This is a genomic window from Mitsuokella sp. AF21-1AC (assembly GCF_003458855.1).
Lineage (GTDB): Bacteria > Bacillota > Negativicutes > Selenomonadales > Selenomonadaceae > Mitsuokella.
In genome coordinates, this window is sequence record NZ_QRVW01000001.1 from 47,457 (window position 1) to 66,702 (window position 19,246).

A 19,246-nucleotide genomic window follows, 5' to 3' on the forward strand; every position below is an offset into this window, starting at 1 on the left:
TCGCCTGCCATTTTCTTGGAGATTACATATCTATAATCAGCGAATTGTAAATATAAAGGAGATCATCATCATGCATTTTCATGGACCAATCATCAGACCGCAGACGGACGCCGACAGCCTTTTCATTGAAGTAACGGCCGGCTGCTCGCATAACGCCTGCACGTTCTGTAATTTCTACAAGGATACGCCGTTCATGGTCGCACCGCTCGAGCAGATTGAGGCCGACCTGCAGGAAGCAAAGCGCGAATGGCCGGATGCAAAAAATATCTGGGCTTCGGGCGGCAATCCGTTTGTTCTTTCCACGAACAAGCAGATTGAAGTCTGGGACCTCATGAAAAAGTATTATCCTGATGCTCGTATTTCAACCTATGCCACGATTTCTGACTTCAGACAGAAATCCGTCGAGGACATCAAACGGATCAAGGAACACGGCCTCGACGAGATCATGATCGGCATCGAGACGGGCGATGATGAGGTGCTGGCTTTTGTCAACAAGGGCTATACGGCCCAAGATATCCTTGATGCTGGCAAAAAGATGGATGAAGCCGGCATCACGTACCGCATGATTTATCTCGGCGGCCTGGCCGGCAAGGGCAAGCTTGTCGAGAGTGCGAAGAAGTCAGCGAAAATTTTCAATCAGATTCATCCGTATTATATGATGCTGACAAATGTCGCTGTACTGCCGGGCACGAAGCTTTACCAGCAGATGATGGCCGGCGAGTGGACGGAAGCTTCCGAAAAGGAACGCCTCGAAGAAATCCGCACGCTCATCGCTGAGCTGCAGATTCCTATCACGATCAATTCGGGCACGTCGACGAGTACGGTCCGCTTTGAGGTCACTCTGCCGCAGGAAAAAGAGCAGATTCTCAGAGAACTCGATAAGGTTATCGACCGCTTTGATGAAAAGACGGAGCAGGCCCTGCACCGCTGGCGCCACAGCATGCAGTCGGTCTGACCGCTGGAAAAAGCCTGCAGCAGAAATTACGTTACGATAACATATCATATCAATGGGAGAGATTTATCATGCATTTTGCCAGTAATGTTGTCCGTCCGCCCTATGAGGCACGGAGTGCTTATTTGCAGGTCACGAGCGGCTGCAGCCACAACGCCTGCCGCTTCTGTACCTATTATAAAGATGCACCGTTTGGTGTTTCGCCGGAACATGAAATCATTGAAGACCTGCAGGAACTTGCAAGCTATGGCATCCCGTTCCCGCGCATCTGGCTGCAGGGCGCGGATCCTTTCCTGCTGAGTTTTGACCGGCTCAAGCGGATTGCCGAACTCATTCATGAATATCTGCCGTTTGTCCAGACGATCGGCGGTTATGGCCGCGTCAACAGCCTCAAAAATAAAACCGTTGAGCAGCTCCGTCAGCTCAGGGAACTCGGCTATGCGGGCATCGTCTTTGGTGTGGAATCTGGCGACGAGCATGTTCTGACTTATATGAACAAAGGCTACCATGCCGATGAAATCGTGCCGCAGCTTTCGAAGCTCGACAAGGCAGATCTGCCGTTCGAAGTCATCTTCCTCAGCGGCCTCGGCGGCAGAGGTTATGGCCTTGATCATGCGAAAAAGACGGCAGAGGTTTTCAATCAGATTCATCCGGACCGCATCATTATCGCCGGTCTCACGATTTTCCCCGATACGCCGCTCATGCAGAATGTGCGTTCTGGTGATTTCGAGGAAGCCACGGAAGGCGAGCGCATTCTTGAACTCAAGGAATTCCTCAAGGATCTCAAGAATCCGACGCTCATTGATGCGACGAATGCTTCAATCATCACGTCCATCTACGGCCGGATTCCGGAACAGAAGCAGGATATGATCGACCGTCTCGATGCCGTTTATCAGCGATATGGCGAACAAGGACTGCGCGATATGCGCGATTCACTCAATGCTATTTAACATACGGTGACCGGCCGGAATGGCTGCTGAAAACAGAAGGTGATATTTCATGGGAAAAAATGTTCTGATCATAGGTACCAGTCCCAGGATACATGGAAATTCCAATGCGCTGGCTGAGGCTTTTGCGAAAGGAGCGGCAGAAGCTGGCAATCGGGTGGAATTTATTCCTCTGGCTGGTAAAAAAATCGGTTTCTGTGTTGGCTGCTGGGGCTGCTTGCGCACGAAAAGCTGTGTGGTCAATCACGATGATGTCGAAACCGTTGTGCAGAAAATCCGCACGGCAGACGTCGTCGTTTTCGCCACGCCGATCTATTACTATGAAATGTCGGGGCAGATGAAAACCCTGCTGGACCGGACAAACTGCCTGTACACTGCGGATTATAAATTCCGCGAGGTTTACCTGCTCACAGCTGCTGAGGCGACGTCACCGGATACACCGGAGCATGCCATCGGCGGGCTGCAGGGCTGGCTCAAGGTATTCCATCAGGCAAAGCTCAAAGGCACGATCTTTGCCGGCGGCACGACGTCGGATGGCACGATCGCCGGGCATCCCGAACTTCAGCAGGCGGAAGAAATGGGCAGGAGCGTATAAAACGTGTAAAATATGAAGGAAGTGACAGAAATGATCTTACAAAAGCCTTTGGTACATGGCCGTCTGCAGCTCAAAAGCCGGCTGGTCATTCCGCCAATGGCTACACAAAGCTCGGAACATGATCTGCCGGGCCGCGCAACCATCGCGCATTATCAGAAAATGGCCGGCAATCCGCTTGCCGGGCTGCTTTTTACCGAACATCATTATATTGACATGCAGGGCAAGGCCAATCCGTATCAGCTGTCTTTTGCCAGTGACAAGGTGATTCCGTATCAGCAGAAACTGACGGCTGCTGTGCGTGCCGTCAATCCAGAGCTTCGCTTTTTTGCGCAGATCAATCATGCCGGCATCAATACATCCTCGTATATCACGGGCGAAAAAATGGTATCAGCCAGTGCGCTTTCGACGGGCAGCGGCACCAGCCGGGCCTTGCCAGCAGAAGAAATTCTGCAGCTTGAAGAAAAGTTTGCTGCTGCCGCACGCCGTGTAAAAGAAGCTGGCTATGACGGCGTGGAAATCCATGCCGCACATGGCTATCTCCTGAATCAGTTTTATTCACCTCTGACCAATTACCGCACCGATGCTTACGGTCCACAGAATATCGAAACCCGGCTGCGTTTCCTGACGGAAACGATTGCAGCTGTACGCCGGGCCGTTGGTGCTGATTTTCCCGTTGCCGTCCGGCTCGGCGGCTGCGATTACATGGAGAGCGGCAGTACGATCGAAGATGCGGTCAGAGCAGCGAAAATTCTTTCCTCTCTTGATATCGACCTGCTGGATCTTTCTGGCGGTCTTCATATATATACGCGTCCGGGTCATAGCGAAGCCGGCTGGTTTGCCGATATGACAACGGCCGTCAAGGCAGCGACCAGCCTGCCTGTCATTCTGACGGGCGGCGTGCGGACGCCTCAGCAGGCGGAAGAGCTGCTGCAGAGAAAAGCGGCAGACCTCATCGGCGTCGGCCGTGCCATGCTGCGCAATCCCGCCTGGGGCGTGGATGCCTGAAAAATAAAATATAAGTGCTGAAATATCCGCCGTATCGGTTTCCTTCTCCTCAGAAATCGATGCGGCGGATATTTTTATCTGGTGCGTTTTTTTACTGTCTGTTACAAAATCCTTACTTTCGGTTTTTCAGGAAGCGTGCGTAAAGGATTTTTTATTTTGACAAAAATTAAGAATATTGGATATCTTTTAACTTTTATCGGATAGACAAAAATTTGTGATCTGATACAATAGAATTAACAGATATCCACAAGCTGCCTGGCAGATTTAGTGCAGGAGAACGGAAATATTTTTGCCAGGTCATTGGAAAGGAGCGAAAAAAATGCGGATGAAAAAGAAATGGATGATGCTTCTTCTGGCCGCGGTTACTGCTGTATCCGTTGCCGGCTGTGGTGGCAGCAGCAAGCAGAGTGCCTCATCATCGAGTGGTGAAGAAAATGTTTTGACCGTGTATACGGCGCGCAGTGAAAGTCTCAATAATCTGGTGATCCCAAATTTTGAAAAAGACACTGGCATCAAGGTTAATGTTGTCGTAGCCGGTACGGGACCGCTGATCAAGCGCGTTTCTTCGGAAAAAGGAAATCCGCAGGGAGATGTTCTCTGGGCTGCTGACCAGACCATGCTGGAATCACAGAAAGATTTGTTTATGGAATATGTCTCTTCTGAAGATGAGAACATGATGGATGCTTTCCGTAATAAGACAGGCTATTTCACACCGGCTTTTGCGGATCCTACGGTTCTTATTGTCAATACAAATCTGGCAGGAGATACGAAAATTGCGACATTTGATGATTTGCTGAATCCGGATCTTAAAGGAAAGATTGCCTTCGGCGATCCGGCAAACTCCAGTTCTGCTTTCCAGTCCCTGATGGCCATGCTTTATGCCAAAGGCAAGGATGGCGATCCGATGTCCCCGGAAGCATGGGCCTATGTTGATAAATTCATCAAGAATCTCGATGGCAAGATGCTTAATAGTTCTGGTGCGGTTCACAAAGGAGTAGCCGATGGAGAATACACGGTGGGCCTGACCTGGGAAGATCCGGCTGCGACATACGTGAGAAACAGTGCGCCGGTTAAAGTCGTTTTCCCGCAGGAAGGGGCAATTTTCCCGGGTGAGTCTGTACAGATCATCAAAGGATGCAAGCATCCTGAAAATGCCAAGAAATTCGTAGACTACATGATTTCACAGAAAATCCAGGAAATGGCAGGCAAGGAGCTTACAGTTCGTCCCCTGCGGAAAAATATAACTTTGGCTTCTTATATGACACCGATGGATCAGATCCATTTATTCCCGAATTATGATGAAGGCTGGGTTTCGGACCACAAACCAGATATTGTGTCGCTCTGGAACAAGCATCTTGAGGACAATCGCTGAAACATTCCTCACTTATTCGTTTATCCGGTACAACGCAGCAGTTTTTGCGGCAGGATACAGCGTGCAGAAGCAGCGCAGATCCTGCCGCTTTTTTTCGGAGGTAAGAAAAATGAGTGTATCCATTGATATTGACCATGTCGTCAAGCGTTATGGAGATAATACAGTTGTCAAAGGTTTGTCCGCAAAGATCCTGCCGGGCGAATTTTTTACACTGCTGGGGCCTTCTGGCTGCGGCAAAACGACGCTTCTGCGCATGATCATTGGTTTTAATTCCATTGAGGAAGGAGAAATCCGCTTAAATGGCAAGCGGATCAACGAGGTGCCGACGGATCACCGCAATATGGGCATGGTCTTCCAAAACTATGCGATATTCCCGCATATGTCAGTAAAGGATAATGTTGCGTTTGGCCTGCGCATGCGCAAAGTGCCTGAGAAAGAAATCTGGCCGAAGGTAGAGAAGATCCTGCAGGTGGTCAAGATTGACCATCTGCAGAATCGCATGCCAACCGAACTGTCTGGCGGCCAGCAACAGCGCGTCGCTCTGGCGCGGGCCATCGTGATTCAGCCGGAAGTCCTGCTGATGGATGAACCGCTTTCAAATCTTGACGCGAAGCTGCGCGTGGAGATGCGCAATGCAATCAAGAATATTCAGCGTCAGATTCACATTACGACTGTTTATGTCACGCATGATCAGGAGGAAGCTCTGGCTGTATCGGATCGTATTGCTGTCATGAATAATGGTGTCATTCAGCAGATTGGCACGCCGCAGCATATTTATAAACGACCGGCTAATGTATTTGTCGCCGGTTTTATCGGTCTTTCCAATTTTCTGCAGGCAAAACTGGCACGTGGTGAAAAATCTTTTGATCTGATTTTTCAGGATGGCTGGCGTCTGCCCATTCACACAGTGCGCAAAGACTCATCGGAAGAAGATGTAATTGTATCCGTACGTCCAGAAGAATTTGACATTATGCCTTCCGAGCAGCCCGGTATTCCGGCTATCGTCGTCAGCAGTGTCTTTCTGGGTATTGCCACCCATTATTTTATGAAAACGGATAAAGGGCATGATCTTGAAGTCATTCAGTATCAGGGGGAAGGGAGACATCTTCCCGATGGTACTGCGGTCACATTGCAGATGAAGGCGGACCGCATCAATGTTTTTCACGCTCAGAGTCAGGAATCAATGATAGAAGGTGAAGATGATGGAAAGAAAGAATAAAACCTTGACTCTCTGGAATGTCCTGAGTTTCTGGATTTTTGCCTTTTTTGCACTGTTTGTGCTGTATCCTCTGGTATTAGTTCTCTATAAGAGTATTATGGATCCTGCCTCCGGTTCCATCACACTGGAGTATTTTACGCGATTCTTCACGAAACGGTTTTATTGGGAAACAATGGTACACAGCATGGAAGTGACTGTGGTTTCCACATTGTTCGCTGCGATGCTTGGACTGCCCATGGCCTATCTGATGCGCAGCATCAAGATACGCGGCAGCAGTTTTCTTAACATTCTCATCGTTATTTCCTATCTGTCTCCGCCTTTTATCGGCGCCTATGCCTGGATTCAGCTGCTGGGGCGCAGCGGCGTGGTCACGAATTTCTTCAATGAACTCCTGCATACAACATTTGACGGCGTTTATGGTTTTGCAGGTATTGTGCTGGTCTTTACTCTGCAGTCCTTCCCTTTGATTTATATTTTTGTTTCCGGCGCTTTGAAAAACTTTGACAATTCTTTGAATGAAGCAGCAGAAAGCCTTGGCTGCTCTCGTTTTGACCGTATGCGCCGGATTCTGGTGCCGCTGGTACTGCCTACCCTCCTTGCAAGTTCCATGCTGGTATTTATGCGCGTGTTTGCCGATTTCGGTACGCCGATGCTTATTGGTGAAGGCTTCAAAACAATGCCAGTACTCGTTTACACTTCCTTTATGGGAGAGGTAGGCGGTGATGATGGTTTTGCGGCGGCTATCTGTGTTATTATGATTGTCCTGACAGTTATGATGTTTTTTGCGCAGCGTTATCTTGCCAATCGCAATACATACACGATGACGGCACTTAAGCCGATTATCCAGGAAAAAGCAACCGGTTTGCGAAATTTCCTGGCTCATGGTATTGTGTATCTTGTAACAGGTCTTGCTGTCTTGCCACAGGCTGTTGTCATTTACACTTCATTTCTTGCCAGTAATGGCGGCCAGGTATTTACGGGCGGCTATGCGCTTCAGAGTTATGAAGCTACGCTGTTTGCCAAGGATAATACCGTAATATGGAACACGTATTATCTCGGTATCGTGGCAATTGCCATCGTTCTGGTTCTCGGTGTCTTGATCGCATATCTGAGCGTACGCAAGAAAAATGTCATCAATAACATTCTCGATACTTTAACGATGTTTCCGTTTATCGTTCCCGGCTCTGTCCTGGGTATTTCCTTCCTCTTTGCGTTTAACAGTCCGCCTATTGTTTTGAGCGGCACGGCATTGATTATGATCATTGCCTTTGCTATTCGCCGTATGCCATACACAGTCCGTTCGAGTGTCACAGCCTTGGGGCAGATCAGCCCGAGCATTGAGGAAGCGGCGATTTCTCTCGGAGCTTCGGATTTCACTACTTTTCGCAAGATCACACTGCCCATGATGATGCCGGGTGTATTGGCTGGGGCGATTATGAGCTGGGTAACCATCATCAGTGAGCTGAGTTCCTCAATTATTCTCTATACGACAGCTAATCAGACATTGACGGTTTCCATTTATACCGAGGTTATTCGCGGTAATTATGGCAATGCTTCGGCATATGCGACGATTTTGACCTTAACATCTATTATTTCGCTGCTGATATTCTTTAAACTGACCGGCCGGAGGGATATCAGCATCTGAGTGCTGGCAGCAGGAAAGGAGATAGTATCATGCGAGAGCCAAGTACATTTCGTGCTTATCTGCAGAAGGTTTTCACGAAAGAAGCGGCTATGCTTATCGTTTTCCTGCTCCTGCTGTTCCAGGTATTTATTGTTTACTTCTATCATGTTTATTTTGAGGCAGAAACAAAATCGGCTGGAATTTTTGCTGAACAGCAGATTGAATCAGAACTTTCCCGCTGCCAGAACGGGCTCGATGATTTTGCCAAAGATCCCTTGATTATACAGGCCTTGCAAGGCCATATGAATAAGACTGCCATCAGTGAGAGATTGTACGCATTTTCGCAGAGCAGTATGATGCGAGAGGATTTCCTGCTGCTTACGGCGGATGGCAAGCCGCTGGTTTCAAGTCTTTATCAGGATAATGTCGAATTTGCCTTAAAAAATGAAGACTTTATAACCATTTTGCATAAGACAGAACGTCCTTCTGATTCCCTGCTGTCAGCGGCCGTTGACCTGCCGTTCCAGCATGGCCAGCAAACGGGGTATGCATTTTTCCGCTCTGTTTTTGTGGATGGCCATATTGCCGGTTATCTGGTCTTTTTTCTGCGTCAGGATGGTTTCCGCGTTCTGACGGATCAGTGGACGGCCGAGCATATGATTATTTATGACGCGTTTGATCACGTGATTTATTCAACTAATCCTGCTTTTGTTGATCCGCTCGGCAAAATGCGTGTCCCTGCAACAGCTGCTGGCGAGATCAATGTTGAGGGCCGTGCTTATTATGCAAGCCGGGCTGACGATGAAAAAGGCAAGCTGCATGTGATGGCTCTTACTTCTGTGCCGCATCGCCAGGTCTTGATTCAAGCTGTGCTGCTGTTCGTGGCCCTGGCCGGATTAGCGGCCTTCGTCCTCTTGTATTTTGCGGTTGGCAAGCTTACGAATCAAGTCTTGCGCCCGGTAGAGGAACTTCTGGCGGCTGTACGTGAAATCCGTTCCGGCAATCTTGGCTATCAGCTGGAGACCCGATCCGGACTGCAGGAATTCCAGATTCTTTATGAAGAACTCAATCATATGGTGCAGGAGATTAACAGGCTCATGCAGAGCAATGCCGAATTAGCGGAGCGCAAGCGTCTCATGGAAGTCCGCCAGCTGGAGGGCCAGCTCAACCCGCATTTTGCCTTCAATGTTCTCGAAGCCCTGCGATATGAAATCCTTTTCAACCCGCAGCGGGCGTCTGAACTGGCCGTATCTTTTGCGCGTCTGATGCGTTACAGCATTCACCGCGATGAGGGCTTGGTGCCTTTGCGTATTGATCTTCAATATATCAAAGATTACTTGATGTTGCAGAAAATGAGATTGGGCTCGCGCTTATCTTATACCGTGCAGATTCCGGAAGAACTTCTTGCCTGCGAGGTGCCAAAGCTTCTGCTTCAGCCTGTGGTGGAAAACAGTATTGTCCACGGTCTGGAGCGGGCGCGTTATATTCATATTTCCTTAAAGGGCTGGCAGCAAAATGACGATATGATTCTGCTGGTTGAAGACGATGGTACAGGCATGACGTTGGAACGACTGGCCGAGGTTCAAGCCTTACTGAAAAAAGACCATGCATCGCCAGAGCATATTGGTCTTTACAATGTGCATCGTATGCTGCGAGTCCTGTTCGGAGACGCTTATGGCCTGACGATTGAAGGCGATACGAACGGTGTAAGGGTCGTTATGAGATTGCCTGTAAGGAAGAAGGTGGATATCGATGTCGATGTATAAAGTCCTGCTTGTTGAAGATGAGGAAATCATTCGCCGGGGATTAATGTATATTGTTGATTGGAGCCGGGAAGGGTGTGTAGTGGTCGGTGAAGCAGGAGACGGGGAAGAAGGTATTACCAAGATTTCTGAACTTGCTCCGGACATTGTCATTACAGACGTTAGGATGCCGTTTATGGACGGTTTGTCCATGCTGGAAAAGACGCGTTCAGTTCCCTATGAAACAATCATTATTTCCGGATACGATGAATTTGACTATGCCAAGCGGGCAATTTCCTTGGATGTTACGGAATATCTCTTAAAACCGGTAGATTTTTCTGATCTTCATCAGGCTCTGGAACGCGTCAAGGAAAAGATACACGAACGGCGTCAATATCGGAAGGGAAACAGCACAGAGCTGAAAAATAATTCATTTTCTTTTGAAAATATATTGCAGGATATACCAGAACCGAAAAATCCCTGCGTCAAAGCCATGCTGCAGACCATTCAAAAGCAATATGCAAGTAAGTTGTCCATGCAGCAGTTTAGTCAGGATCTGGGCGTATCGAGTGTATATCTTCATACGAAATTTAAACAGGAAATGCATTATACGTTTCATGATTTTTTGAATCGTTACCGCATTGGTCAGGCTGTCAAACAGTTGTGTCAAAAGGATTTGAAAGTATATGAAATCGCTGAACAAGTAGGATTTTCCGATTATAAATATTTTATTTCTGTTTTTAAAAAATATATGGGCTGTTCTCCCAAAAAGTTTCTGGAGCGCATGTAGTCTTGAAAAATAACACAAATGAACAATCGAGCCGATTGCTAATGCAGTCGGTTCGATTGTTATTTTACTGGTTCCCCATAAGAAAGCAGAGGATAAAAAAGTACGTACTTGCTCCTGATGACGAATCTGCTATACTGAAACTATAAAGCATGCATGTGTTTGTATCTATCTTGTGACAGGGGGCGGGAGTATGGATCTTGCCGTATTGGAAAAAAATCTGAAATGGCGCGGCATCAAGCTGGCGGTATTTCAAACAAAAGAGGAAGCGGCTGACTATCTGGTCCGGGAAATCCAGGGCAAAAGCGTGGGTTTTGGCGGTTCGATGACATTGGAAACCATGGGGCTGTATGAAAAACTCAAGGCCAATAACGAAGTATTCTGGCACTGGCGTCAGGACATGACAGCGGATGAAGCGAAAAAACGCGCGTATACAGCCGATATTTATCTTTCTTCGCTCAATGGTGTGGCAGAGACCGGAGAACTCGTCAATATTGACGGTGGCGGCAACCGCGTGGCTGCCACGCAGACAAAACATGAAAAAGTGTATTTCGTCGTGGGTGAGAATAAAATCGCACCGGATCTGCATGCAGCGATTCACCGCGCACGCAATATTGCCGCGCCGCTTAATGCAAGACGCCTGCATAAAAAGACACCGTGTGCCGTAAAGGCGGATCACTGCTACGACTGCAAGAGTCCTGAACGCATCTGCCGCAGTCTCAATGTCATCTGGGAACGGCCGTCTGCCGTTGCTGCCTGTGAACTCGTGCTGATCCGTGAACCGCTCGGCTATTGATCAAGATAAAAGGAAGGAAATCACCATGAAATTCAAGTTTGCACATAATAACTTCAATGTACTCGACCTTGAAAAAAGCCTCAAGTTCTACGAAGAGGCTCTCGGCTTCAAGCCGGCCCGCAAGTTTGAGGGTCCGGGCTTTACGCTCGCGTATCTCACGGACGGCGGGCAGACTCCGCATGAGCTGGAACTTACGTGGCTGCATGACCGCAAGGAGCCGTATAATCTCGGCGAGAATGAATTCCATCTCGCTGTCCGGGCCGATGATTTTGAGGCTGCTTACCGAAAACATAAAGAGATGGGCTGCATCTGCTTTGAAAACAAGGATATGGGCATTTATTTCATCAACGATCCAGACGGTTACTGGATTGAAATCCTGCCTGCCGATATGTGACGTCCGTTATCCGGCCAGTCCTGTCTGAATGTATTTTGCTGGACAGCAATCATAAAAAATACCGCAGCGCATGATTTTATGTGCTGCGGTATTTTTTGTGCCGGAAGCTGCTGTTTATTTGATTTTGGCATGTTCGGCGATGTAAGTTTCCAGATGCTTAAGATGCGGATTTTTGCGCAGTTCCTCGGGTTCATAGGTGATGAGCATGCTGCCGGTTACAAGATTGGCCGAAGCATCCGTCACGCCTGTGAACGTCTTGATATAATCGGTCAGCTGCTGCGCCAGTTTTTCATTGTCGGCCAGCGCGAGGGTGTAAACGCGCACGCGGCCCGGTATGAAACTCGCGATATCCGTGCCGGCGAGCAGAGCGCCGAGTGTCGTCACTTCGGCTTTGCCGGCTGCATGTTCGGCCGCATGGCAGAAACGTGACATATCTGCCTTTATTTTTCCGCGGTGCTGGATGGCATGCAGGATGGAAAGCACACCCCAGACGACGCCGCAGGCAACATGCAGGCGTTTATTGGCAAACATCGTGGCGACGGTAGCCACGCCGCTGAGCGTCAGAGGCACGCCGAATGGAAACTGTTTGATGGCTTGTGCGTTCATGGAAAATCCCCCTTTTTGATAAATATATTCAACATCATGAGGAAAAATCCTCTTAAGATCTTTTCATCTGCCGGAATTTGTGAGAGAATAGGAAGGTATTTGAACGATCTTGAAAGGGGGATTGCCATGATTGACGTGGAACATCTGGTGAAGCGTTTTCCGCATAAAGATAAAAATGGGAAGGACAGCTGGAAGACAGCCGTCAATGATCTGAGTTTTTCTGTGGGCCGGGGCGAAATTTTCGGCCTGCTCGGACCGAACGGTGCCGGCAAGACAACGACAATCCGCATGATGACGATGCAGACCCAGCCGACAGCGGGCAGAATTCTTTACGATGGCCTCGATACCGCCAAGGAGCCGCAGGCCATCAAGTCGTGCATCGGCGTCGTTCCGCAGCATATCAATTTTGATCAGGATCTCACCGTCGGAGAAAATATGGAACTACATGCGAGGCTGCATCATCTGGGGAAAAAGGAACGTCAGGAGCGCGTCGCAGAACTCCTGGATTATGTGGAACTTGGCGATGTCGTTCATGATGGCGTGCGCCGGCTGTCGGGCGGCATGAAGCGCCGTCTTTTGATCATCCGGGCACTCATTCACCGGCCGAAAATCCTGTTTCTTGATGAACCGACCGTGGCACTTGACCCGCAGGTCCGCCGCCGTATCTGGGAACTGGTGCGCCATATGGCTGACCAGGGTGTGACAGTTTTCCTGACGACGCATTATATTGAAGAAGCCGAGGCCCTCTGCAATCGCGTGGCCATTCTGAACAAAGGGAAGCTCGTGGATCTCGACAGCCCGCAGCATCTGCGGGAGAAGACGAATCTGCCGAATCTCGAGGAAGTATTCCTGGCCATGACGGATAAAAAGGAGGCACGGCGATGAAATATCATTACTGGGAAGATGTCTGGACCGTCTTCTGGCGCGACTGGGTCGTGCTGAAACGGCGCATGACGAAATTCATTTTGTCGCGCATGGTGGCCCCGATGCTCTATCTCGTCGCGTTCGGCTGGGGACTTGGCCGCAGCATCCAGGTGGATTCCGGCACATATCTCGACTTCATCGTGCCGGGCATTCTCGCACTCAATTCCATGAACATCAGCTTCAACAGCATCACGCCGGTACACGCGGAACGCATCTACCACAAGAGCCTCGAGGAGTACATCATCGCGCCCATCTGGCCCGATGCCTTCGTCATCGGCAAGGTGGCGGCGGCCGTGCTGCGCGCGCTGATCTCCTCGGCGATCATCGTCATCCTCGCGCTGCTCTTCGGCGCGCATTTCACGATGACGCCGCTCTTCTTCTGCGTGCTGGTGCTCAACTGCATCATCTTTGCCGAGATCGGCTTCCTCGCTGCGATGAAGATCAATACGTACGAGGAGATGGCGCAGGTCAATACGTACATCCTGCTGCCGATGTCGTTCCTCTGCGGCACGTTCTTTTCGACACAGGCGCTGCCTTCTCTGGTGCGTCTGGTCATCGAGGTGCTGCCGCTCACGCATACGAGTTATCTCTTGCGCGGGCTCGGCAGCGGGGCAGAGGTATCGTATCTTTCGCTGCTCGTCCTGCTGATCTACGCCTTCATCGGCCTGGTATGGGGCAGCCGCTCGTTCCGCAAACTCACAGAATGACGCTATTTTGCATACATGCGGCAGCATGTTTCCCGGACTGCCAGAAAGGATAAAGGATATACATTTTGTTCAAGACGATTTTACATCATCATGCGACTTCCTGCACGGACTGCAAGAAGCTCTGCTGTACGAAAATCGAGAATTTCGGCGTGAAGATTGGGCGTCTGACCATCTTCGAGGATGTGAACATCCACATCCACTGCGGCCAGCTCACGGCCCTCATCGGTCCGAACGGCGCAGGCAAGAGCACGCTTCTCAAGGCCATTCTCGGCGAGATTCCGCATACGGGCACGCTGCATTACGTCGATGCCAAGGGCAAGCATACGGGCCATCCGCTCATCGGCTACGTGCCGCAGTACCTGCGCTTTGATGTCAGCGCGCCGACGAGCGTCATGGATATCTTCATGGCCTGCCTGACAAATCGCCCCGTCTGGCTCTGCTCGGCCAGATCCCTGCGGCCGCGCGTCTTGAAGAGCCTCGCGCGCGTCAAGGCGGAGCATCTCATTGACCGGCGGCTCGGTGCGCTCTCAGGCGGTGAGCTTCAGCGCGTGTTGCTGGCGCTGGCCCTCGATCCGATGCCGGATCTCCTGCTGCTCGATGAGCCCGTTTCGGGTGTCGACCAGAACGGACTCGAGCTCTTCTACGAGATCGTGGCGGATCTGCGCGAGAAGGAAGATATGGCCATCATCCTCATCTCGCATGACCTCAACATGGTGGCCCGCCATGCCGACCAGGTTGTGCTGATGAACAAGGGCGTCGTCATGAGCGGTACACCGGAGGAAGTGTTTGCCGATGCGCGCACGAAGAAGATCTTCGGCATGCTCGCCGGTGAGACAGCCGCAGAGGCGGCCGCGGAGAGGGGGAACGCCTGATGGAAACCGTTTATTCCCTGCTCGACCTGCTGCCGTTTGCCTTTCTCGGCAGCGATTTCATGAAGAATGCCTTCCTGGCCATCGTGCTCGTGACGCCTCTTTTCGGCCTGCTCAGCACGATGGTCGTGTCAAACCGCATGGCCTTCTTCTCCGATTCGCTTGGACACGGAGCCTTCACGGGCATTGCCATCGGCGTGCTCCTGGGCTCCGTATCGCCGCTTTTGTCGCTCGTCATCTTCTCCGTACTCTTCGCGCTCTTCATCACCTGGATCAAGAACAAGAGCACGGCCTCGACCGATACGATCATCGGCGTGTTCTCGTCGACGGCCATCGCACTGGGCCTCATGATCATGAGCCATGGCGGCGGCTTCAACAAATTCTCCTCGTATCTCATCGGCGACATCCTGAGCATCTCGCCTGACGATCTTATGGCGCTGGCCGTGGTCTTCATGCTCGTCGTGGCTGCATGGTGTCTGATCTTCAACCGTTTGCTGATCCTTTCCATCAATCCGTCGTTTGCGCGGAGCCGCGGCATCCATTCGCTGCTGGTGGAGAGCCTGTTCGCCTCGCTGCTGGCCATCGTGGTGTCCATCAGCATCCAGTGGGTCGGCATTCTCATCATCAACGCCTTGCTGGTCCTGCCGGCTGCGGCGGCGCGCAACGTCACGAACAATGTGAAGCAGTACCACGTCGTTTCCGTCCTCGTCGCGATGTTCTCGGGCTTTGCGGGCCTCGTCATCGCCTATTACTGCAACATGGCTGCCGGTGCGACCATCGTCGTCATCGCCGCCATCCTGTTCTTCATCACCCTGTTCCTCAAGCCGTTCTTTGCACGCTGAACGGACTGGGCAGAAATATCGCCTGGCTGGCCGGACAAGATTTCTCTTGTCCGGCTTTTCCGATTTCCAGGGTGATTTTACCAGTTGTTCAAGGGTGGCAGAAAAGGATTTCGCCTTGTTTTCGCGAATACTCCCTATATAAGGAGGGTGATTGATATGGAATACAAGAAACTCGATGAAACGCGCTGGCTGCTGCGCCTCGATCCCGATGATGAAATCATCGCTTCGCTGGGGAAGCTGGCAGCGGAAGAAGGCATCCGTCTCGCGATGGTGCAGGGCCTTGGTGCGGTCAAGAAAGTCGTCATGGGTGTTTACAATGTGCCGAAGCAGGCATACAAGGCCAATACGCTCACGGGAGCCTACGAGATGCTCTCGCTTACGGGTACGCTTGACACGATGCAGGGCAAGCCTTACAGCCATCTGCACATCGCGGTTGGGGATGAGGAAGGCTATGCGCACGGCGGCCACCTCAATGAAGCCGTCATCAGCGCGACGGCTGAAATCATTGTGACGGTTCTGCCGGGTGAGATCGACCGGGTGCGCAGTGAGCAGACGGGCCTCAACATCTGGAAATTCTGAGGGAAGCGGGGATGGTCATGACCCAGCAGAATCAGCCGGCTGCCGCCGGCCTTGAGAAGCGGTATGTGGAACTCGGGGAGTTCCTGGAGATCTTTCAGCCCATCTATGCCCGGCGGCTCAAGAAGACGCGGCTGGATACCATGCGCTTTGCCTACTATACGAGCGCCGGCACGGGAATCAATATCCTCAAGGGGCATCAGCTCTGGATGCGGGCGGCAGCCTGCATGAATGACTATCGGGAAATCGATTACGGCATCCAGCTGCTCAACAAGACGATCTATGGCTCCGCTTACCGCCGCGAACGCATCCAGAAACTCGCGGCGCGTCTCGACTGGGGCGATAATGTGCTCGATTCCATGATGAGCGACCTCAACCGCAATGAGCAGCGCTACATCACGCATACGTATCTGGCCTGCGTGGCCGAGCAGCGCCCGCGCGAGAAGGGCAAGGGACGTCTCTCGATGTGGCGTGCCTATGGCAGGAAGACCGGCGTGGCTTTCGTGCTGAAGCCCAAGGCCATTTTTCGCCCGCTTGCTCCGCTGCCGCTGGTGCTGACACCCGTGGAATACCTGAGCCAGTCTCAGTTTACCGAAGGCTTTGACTGGATGCTCGACAATATCGAAGTACATCTCGATGCCCTGCAGCGCTATGAGCCGGCCAAGGTCCTCGAGTACTTCGTCAACATGCTGATGATGTCGCTCTTTTCCATCAAGAATCCGGGCTTCGTGGAGGAACGCGAGTGGCGTTTTGTCTATCATGAGACGGCGAGCAGCCGCCTGCATCACGATATCGTGGTCGTCGACGGCATCCCGCAGATCATCTACAAGCTGCCGTTCTGCGGCCCGGGAGATAAGGAGCCTGGCGTGCCGCTCGAGGAAGCTCTGGAAGAAATCATCATCGGCCCGAGCCAGTACGCCGATGTCATCCAGGCGGCCTTCGTGCGGATGCTCGAGGAGATCGGTATCAACAATGCCAGCGAACGCGTCAGCAAAAGCAACATCCCCCTGCGCTGAAGGCAGGGGGATGGAAGGTGCACGTTTATGTTGATGGTGCATCAGGCGGGATGCCCGGATGGCTCTGCCAGCACTGGAGCTTCCGTACGTCGATGCAGCTGACGCGCCCGTCCGGCAGGAAAGAACCCGTGTCGCAGTCGAGGATGTGATTCTTGAAGAGCAGCGGTGCGGTGTGTTCGGAGGAGAAGTACTGCACGGGTGTATGGCCGATGATGACGCGCGGCCTGCTAGCGTAGTCTTCGTAGAATTCCGTGCGCAGCCAGAGCATGTCGTCGACCTGCTCTTCATAAGACTGCTCGGGGTAAAAGCCGGCATGCGTGAAGATGAAGTCCGTGCCGGCGGCCGCGAGATGGTTGAGGGAGAGCAGGAATTCGAGTACGGCGTGGTAGCGCCCGCAGTCCACTTCGTAAAGGCGGCGCAGCCCCCTGAAGGTGGGCTGCCCGCCGCTGCGAAGCCAGCCGTGTGAGAGATCCATGGGCTCGCGGATGCTGTGATTCTGGAAATAGTGGAGCATCATGGCCTCATGGTTGCCGGTCAGCGCGATGATATGCGGGTGTTTCTCGATGAGCTCCATGACGAGCTGCAGGACCTCGGCACCGTGCGTGCCGCGGTCGATGTAGTCGCCGAGGAAGACGAGCAGATCGTCATCCTGATACTGTATCTGGGGCCAGAGCGAGAGCAGGCGGTGCCAGTTGCCATGGATGTCGCCGATGGCCAGCAGACGGCGGAACCGTTCTGGGGCTGGTATGAGGACGAGTCCGTCATCGTTTTGAATACGGCCGTCTTGTATGTGTTTCTGCTTTTGCCGGATTTCTTCTAAGATATTCATATGCACCAATACCTCATTCAGATCTTGTTATGTGTGCAATGATACATGAGTTCAACTCATATTATAGCAAAAACTGGCAGAATCATCTATCAAAGCAGAGGAAAGGAACGAAAATACGGATATGTATTTTAAGCCAGAAAAAGCTCCGTGACCGCCGCGGCATCTTTTCAGGAAGATGCCGCAGAAGTCATGGAGCTGTCCGGGTAAAACTTGCGGCTGCGGCGATGACGAAATTCCTCGGCATCAACTGCAGTGCGCTTTTGTGTGCGCTTGGTCAGAGTGGGGATGAAGGAGCCCTGCGCATCGAGGGACGCAGATACGGCCTTGCTTTTGCTCAGCCCTGATTCGGATTCCAGCTGCTGGCCCCCAATGGCTCAATCGGATGCGAGTCACTGAATGGAGCCCCGCAGTTTGGGCAGCCCTTTTCCTCACCGCAGCTGTCGCAGTAGAGCATGCCGCAATTGCTGCACTCATATAAGAGTTCCTTCTGTTCTTCCTTCTCCTGTGCGCCGCAGTAGCTGCAGTCATCCTGCAGAACAAATGCATTCTTGTCAGCCATGGTAATCACGTTCCTTTCTCTTGCTAGGGCTGTTCCTGTTTCTTTTTATCATTCATCTGTTGCCCAGGATTCTGGGAACGTTTGCCCTTTACAAGTATCAGTATACGGATTTGATGCTGCTGTTTCTGTAACGTTGGATACACAATCAGATTTCCTGAGACAAAACGGAGTGAATGCTTGAAAAAAACACATATTTAGAGGATAATATTTTACAGCAGTTTAGGGTTCTTTCAGGATAAGGATTGTGATACGATGGGAAACGAGATTGAGATCCGGGTCGCGACACCGGATGATGCCGATGCCTTGCTGGCCGTTTATGCGCCGTACGTCACGGATACGGCCATCAGCTTTGAGTGTGAGGTGCCGACGGTTGAGGAATTCCGGCGCCGGATTGCCCGTACGCTTGAGCGTTATCCGTATCTCGTCGCCCTGCAGGACGGAAAGATTGCCGGCTATGCCTATGCCGGTCCGTTCGTCGGGCGCGCGGCTTATGACTGGTCGGTTGAGACATCCATCTATGTGGCGCGCCATGCCCGCCGTTCAGGCCTAGGACGCGCCCTCTACACGGCGCTTGAGAACATCCTGCGCGAGATGGGGGTCCTCAATCTCAATGCCTGCATCGGCTATCCGAAAAAGGAAGATGAATATCTGACGACGAACAGCGTCGATTACCATCGTCATCTCGGCTATGCCTGGGTGGGCCGTTTCCACGACAGCGGCTGCAAGTTCGGCCGCTGGTACGACATGGTCTGGATGGAGAAAATCATCGGCAATCATCCCGATAATCCGGAACCGATTCGCCCGTTCCCGGAAGTGCGCGCCATCATCCGCGAATGTTATGGCATCGCGTGAAGCCTGCGCGTATGAAGTCAGGGACATGGAACA

At 51.6% G+C, this 19,246-nt stretch carries 21 protein-coding genes; 18 read left to right on the top strand and 3 right to left on the bottom strand.

The window, feature by feature from the left end; all coding sequences use genetic code 11:
• The first annotated feature begins 70 nt into the window (after window positions 1–70).
• The 11 genes from DWX75_RS00265 to DWX75_RS00315 all read left to right on the top strand — a co-directional run bounded on the left by DWX75_RS00265 (window position 71) and on the right by DWX75_RS00315 (window position 11,433).
• Window positions 71–955 carry a radical SAM protein gene (locus tag DWX75_RS00265; RefSeq protein ID WP_118013766.1) on the top strand — a complete coding sequence of 295 codons (885 nt, stop codon included), beginning with the start codon at window positions 71–73 and terminating at the stop codon, window positions 953–955.
• A 68-nt stretch (window positions 956–1,023) separates the two neighbouring features.
• Window positions 1,024–1,902, top strand: coding sequence for a radical SAM protein (locus tag DWX75_RS00270; RefSeq protein WP_118013768.1), 879 nt, complete (start codon window positions 1,024–1,026; stop codon window positions 1,900–1,902).
• 49 nt (window positions 1,903–1,951) lie between these two features.
• Complete coding sequence (locus tag DWX75_RS00275; protein WP_118013770.1) at window positions 1,952–2,494, top strand: flavodoxin family protein; 543 nt, start codon at window positions 1,952–1,954, stop codon at window positions 2,492–2,494.
• 30 nt (window positions 2,495–2,524) lie between these two features.
• Window positions 2,525–3,499, top strand: coding sequence for an NADH:flavin oxidoreductase (locus DWX75_RS00280; RefSeq protein ID WP_118013772.1), 975 nt, complete (start codon window positions 2,525–2,527; stop codon window positions 3,497–3,499).
• A gap of 319 nt (window positions 3,500–3,818) precedes the next feature.
• Window positions 3,819–4,871, top strand: a complete 1,053-nt coding sequence (locus DWX75_RS00285; protein ID WP_118013774.1) for an extracellular solute-binding protein — start codon at window positions 3,819–3,821, stop codon at window positions 4,869–4,871.
• Between the two features lie 109 nt (window positions 4,872–4,980).
• A complete protein-coding gene (locus tag DWX75_RS00290) occupies window positions 4,981–6,090 on the top strand; it encodes an ABC transporter ATP-binding protein (RefSeq protein ID WP_118013776.1) in 1,110 nt (369 codons plus the stop codon).
• Window positions 6,071–7,735, top strand: a complete 1,665-nt coding sequence (locus tag DWX75_RS00295) for an iron ABC transporter permease (RefSeq protein WP_118013778.1) — start codon at window positions 6,071–6,073, stop codon at window positions 7,733–7,735. Before DWX75_RS00290 ends, DWX75_RS00295 begins: the two co-directional genes overlap by 20 nt.
• 29 nt (window positions 7,736–7,764) lie before the next feature.
• Complete coding sequence (locus DWX75_RS00300; RefSeq protein ID WP_118013780.1) at window positions 7,765–9,480, top strand: sensor histidine kinase; 1,716 nt, start codon at window positions 7,765–7,767, stop codon at window positions 9,478–9,480.
• Window positions 9,467–10,246: a response regulator gene (locus tag DWX75_RS00305; protein ID WP_233519410.1), complete on the top strand. Its 780-nt coding sequence runs from the start codon at window positions 9,467–9,469 to the stop codon at window positions 10,244–10,246. Before DWX75_RS00300 ends, DWX75_RS00305 begins: the two co-directional genes overlap by 14 nt.
• Before the next feature lie 190 nt (window positions 10,247–10,436).
• The gene (locus tag DWX75_RS00310; protein WP_118013782.1) at window positions 10,437–11,039 is read left to right on the top strand and encodes a lactate utilization protein; all 603 of its coding nucleotides are present in this window, start codon (window positions 10,437–10,439) and stop codon (window positions 11,037–11,039) included.
• Between the two features lie 25 nt (window positions 11,040–11,064).
• On the top strand, window positions 11,065–11,433 hold the full coding sequence (locus tag DWX75_RS00315) for a VOC family protein (RefSeq protein WP_118013784.1): 369 nt from the start codon (window positions 11,065–11,067) through the stop codon (window positions 11,431–11,433).
• A gap of 114 nt (window positions 11,434–11,547) precedes the next feature.
• Here DWX75_RS00315 and DWX75_RS00320 read toward each other — a convergent pair whose 3' ends face one another.
• The gene (locus DWX75_RS00320; RefSeq protein WP_118013786.1) at window positions 11,548–12,039 is read right to left on the bottom strand and encodes an HMA2 domain-containing protein; all 492 of its coding nucleotides are present in this window, start codon (window positions 12,037–12,039) and stop codon (window positions 11,548–11,550) included.
• Window positions 12,040–12,165: 126 nt separating this feature from the next.
• On the opposite strand from DWX75_RS00320, the gene DWX75_RS00325 reads away from it, so the two are divergent.
• From DWX75_RS00325 to DWX75_RS00350, 6 genes are all read left to right on the top strand, one after another.
• On the top strand, window positions 12,166–12,924 hold the full coding sequence (locus tag DWX75_RS00325) for an ABC transporter ATP-binding protein (RefSeq protein ID WP_118013788.1): 759 nt from the start codon (window positions 12,166–12,168) through the stop codon (window positions 12,922–12,924).
• Window positions 12,921–13,670: an ABC transporter permease gene (locus DWX75_RS00330; protein WP_118013790.1), complete on the top strand. Its 750-nt coding sequence runs from the start codon at window positions 12,921–12,923 to the stop codon at window positions 13,668–13,670. Before DWX75_RS00325 ends, DWX75_RS00330 begins: the two co-directional genes overlap by 4 nt.
• 65 nt (window positions 13,671–13,735) lie before the next feature.
• On the top strand, window positions 13,736–14,542 hold the full coding sequence (locus DWX75_RS00335; RefSeq protein WP_118013793.1) for a metal ABC transporter ATP-binding protein: 807 nt from the start codon (window positions 13,736–13,738) through the stop codon (window positions 14,540–14,542).
• Entirely contained in the window at window positions 14,542–15,381 is an 840-nt protein-coding gene (locus DWX75_RS00340; RefSeq protein WP_118013795.1) for a metal ABC transporter permease, read from the top strand. Before DWX75_RS00335 ends, DWX75_RS00340 begins: the two co-directional genes overlap by 1 nt.
• A 156-nt stretch (window positions 15,382–15,537) precedes the next feature.
• A complete protein-coding gene (locus DWX75_RS00345; protein ID WP_118013797.1) occupies window positions 15,538–15,960 on the top strand; it encodes a PPC domain-containing DNA-binding protein in 423 nt (140 codons plus the stop codon).
• Window positions 15,961–15,977: 17 nt separating this feature from the next.
• Window positions 15,978–16,973 carry a DUF2971 domain-containing protein gene (locus DWX75_RS00350; protein ID WP_158558739.1) on the top strand — a complete coding sequence of 332 codons (996 nt, stop codon included), beginning with the start codon at window positions 15,978–15,980 and terminating at the stop codon, window positions 16,971–16,973.
• Between the two features lie 25 nt (window positions 16,974–16,998).
• On the opposite strand, the gene DWX75_RS00355 is transcribed toward DWX75_RS00350, so the two are convergent.
• Together DWX75_RS00355 and DWX75_RS00360 are read right to left on the bottom strand one after the other, a co-directional pair.
• Window positions 16,999–17,802 (bottom strand): metallophosphoesterase family protein, encoded by an 804-nt coding sequence (locus DWX75_RS00355; protein ID WP_118013801.1) that lies wholly within the window; start codon window positions 17,800–17,802, stop codon window positions 16,999–17,001.
• 334 nt (window positions 17,803–18,136) lie between these two features.
• A complete protein-coding gene (locus DWX75_RS00360; RefSeq protein ID WP_118013803.1) occupies window positions 18,137–18,361 on the bottom strand; it encodes a hypothetical protein in 225 nt (74 codons plus the stop codon).
• A gap of 252 nt (window positions 18,362–18,613) precedes the next feature.
• Between DWX75_RS00360 and DWX75_RS00365 the strand changes: the two genes are divergently transcribed.
• On the top strand, window positions 18,614–19,213 hold the full coding sequence (locus DWX75_RS00365) for a GNAT family N-acetyltransferase (protein WP_118013805.1): 600 nt from the start codon (window positions 18,614–18,616) through the stop codon (window positions 19,211–19,213).
• Window positions 19,214–19,246 lie beyond the last annotated feature (33 nt).

Bases quoted from the DNA above. Each gene is read 5' to 3' on its own strand.
- DWX75_RS00290 (WP_118013776.1), top strand. From the start codon at position 4,981: ATGAGTGTATCCATTGATATTGACCATGTCGTCAAGCGTTATGGAGAT.
- DWX75_RS00350 (WP_158558739.1), top strand. From the start codon at position 15,978: ATGACCCAGCAGAATCAGCCGGCTGCCGCCGGCCTTGAGAAGCGGTAT.
- DWX75_RS00345 (WP_118013797.1), top strand. From the start codon at position 15,538: ATGGAATACAAGAAACTCGATGAAACGCGCTGGCTGCTGCGCCTCGAT.
- DWX75_RS00315 (WP_118013784.1), top strand. From the start codon at position 11,065: ATGAAATTCAAGTTTGCACATAATAACTTCAATGTACTCGACCTTGAA.
- DWX75_RS00300 (WP_118013780.1), top strand. From the start codon at position 7,765: ATGCGAGAGCCAAGTACATTTCGTGCTTATCTGCAGAAGGTTTTCACG.
- DWX75_RS00280 (WP_118013772.1), top strand. From the start codon at position 2,525: ATGATCTTACAAAAGCCTTTGGTACATGGCCGTCTGCAGCTCAAAAGC.
- DWX75_RS00310 (WP_118013782.1), top strand. From the start codon at position 10,437: ATGGATCTTGCCGTATTGGAAAAAAATCTGAAATGGCGCGGCATCAAG.
- DWX75_RS00360 (WP_118013803.1), bottom strand. From the start codon at position 18,361: ATGGCTGACAAGAATGCATTTGTTCTGCAGGATGACTGCAGCTACTGC.
- DWX75_RS00330 (WP_118013790.1), top strand. From the start codon at position 12,921: ATGAAATATCATTACTGGGAAGATGTCTGGACCGTCTTCTGGCGCGAC.
- DWX75_RS00285 (WP_118013774.1), top strand. From the start codon at position 3,819: ATGCGGATGAAAAAGAAATGGATGATGCTTCTTCTGGCCGCGGTTACT.
- DWX75_RS00265 (WP_118013766.1), top strand. From the start codon at position 71: ATGCATTTTCATGGACCAATCATCAGACCGCAGACGGACGCCGACAGC.
- DWX75_RS00325 (WP_118013788.1), top strand. From the start codon at position 12,166: ATGATTGACGTGGAACATCTGGTGAAGCGTTTTCCGCATAAAGATAAA.
- DWX75_RS00365 (WP_118013805.1), top strand. From the start codon at position 18,614: ATGGGAAACGAGATTGAGATCCGGGTCGCGACACCGGATGATGCCGAT.
- DWX75_RS00305 (WP_233519410.1), top strand. From the start codon at position 9,467: ATGTCGATGTATAAAGTCCTGCTTGTTGAAGATGAGGAAATCATTCGC.
- DWX75_RS00355 (WP_118013801.1), bottom strand. From the start codon at position 17,802: ATGAATATCTTAGAAGAAATCCGGCAAAAGCAGAAACACATACAAGAC.
- DWX75_RS00295 (WP_118013778.1), top strand. From the start codon at position 6,071: ATGATGGAAAGAAAGAATAAAACCTTGACTCTCTGGAATGTCCTGAGT.
- DWX75_RS00270 (WP_118013768.1), top strand. From the start codon at position 1,024: ATGCATTTTGCCAGTAATGTTGTCCGTCCGCCCTATGAGGCACGGAGT.
- DWX75_RS00340 (WP_118013795.1), top strand. From the start codon at position 14,542: ATGGAAACCGTTTATTCCCTGCTCGACCTGCTGCCGTTTGCCTTTCTC.
- DWX75_RS00275 (WP_118013770.1), top strand. From the start codon at position 1,952: ATGGGAAAAAATGTTCTGATCATAGGTACCAGTCCCAGGATACATGGA.
- DWX75_RS00320 (WP_118013786.1), bottom strand. From the start codon at position 12,039: ATGAACGCACAAGCCATCAAACAGTTTCCATTCGGCGTGCCTCTGACG.